Below are 288 nucleotides of genomic sequence, written 5' to 3'. Positions count from 1 at the left end.
ATGGAGCCCACCGAGTCGATCTGGCTCAGCTCCTCCACCGCGTTGGCGGCATCGATGACCTCAAGCAGCGCGTCCATGGAACCGTTGCGGGTGGCGATGGCGCGGGAGGCGTTGGGTCCGACATGGCGGATGGACAGCGCCACCAGCACCCGCCACAGCGGATTGCCCTTGGCCTTCTCCAGCTCGTCGAACAGCTTCTCGGTGCTCTTGGTTGGCACCGAGGGCTTCTTCGCGGTGGCCTTGGTGAAGAAGTAGGGCACCAGATCGAACCTGCCCGTTCCCTCCCCC

Annotated in this window: 1 protein-coding gene; it reads right to left on the bottom strand. The window is 65.3% G+C overall.

Annotated features, from left to right (window positions below; genetic code table 11):
- Window positions 1-288, bottom strand: a 288-nt coding sequence (locus RF641_RS17570) for a helix-hairpin-helix domain-containing protein (RefSeq protein WP_424573734.1), incomplete at both ends; no start/stop codon positions are given.

The sequence above is a fragment of the Arthrobacter sp. 'calajunan' genome, assembly GCF_046940185.1.
Lineage (GTDB): Bacteria > Actinomycetota > Actinomycetes > Actinomycetales > Micrococcaceae > Glutamicibacter > Glutamicibacter soli.
Note: the sequence above shows the minus strand (reverse complement) of the source record. Positions and strands in the feature narration are given on the sequence as shown.